Below are 430 nucleotides of genomic sequence, written 5' to 3'. Positions count from 1 at the left end.
CCAGGGTTTCGTGGGTACCACCGCTCGCTCCACCGGAGGCATCACGGTCGAACGGCAGCGTGATCGTCGGGCCGTCATCCTCGAAGGTGAAAGCAGTGCCGATGTTGGCTGTTGCCTCGGCGGTGTCGCCGTCACCATCGGTGGCGGTCGCGGTCAGAGTAACCAGATCGGCCGCGGCAAGTACCGCCGCCGAAGCGCCACTCTCCACGGGATCTGCCGGATCGTTATGGATAACCGAACGGTCCTGAGTCAGCGTTACCTCGCCGGTGTTCTCATCGACGCTGATCAGGAAGGCGACCGTAGCCGTGTCGTTCTCCAGATAGCCTTCGATTTCGCCGTTGCCATTGACGCGCAGCAGAATGTTATCGCCGCTGAGCGTGTCGTCGAGGCCGCTGTCGACGTCTGCGCTCTTGACGCCGAGCTCATAGGT

At 62.6% G+C, this 430-nt stretch carries 1 protein-coding gene; it reads right to left on the bottom strand.

Annotated features, from left to right (window positions below):
- Positions 1-430: DUF5801 repeats-in-toxin domain-containing protein (locus EN906_RS37675; RefSeq protein ID WP_245484428.1), on the bottom strand; the 430-nt coding region annotated here is incomplete at both ends.

This window comes from Mesorhizobium sp. M7A.F.Ca.CA.004.06.1.1, assembly GCF_003999135.1.
GTDB lineage: Bacteria > Pseudomonadota > Alphaproteobacteria > Rhizobiales > Rhizobiaceae > Mesorhizobium.
The sequence above is the reverse complement of the archived record's forward strand: the minus strand, read 5'-3'. Positions and strand labels throughout refer to the sequence as shown.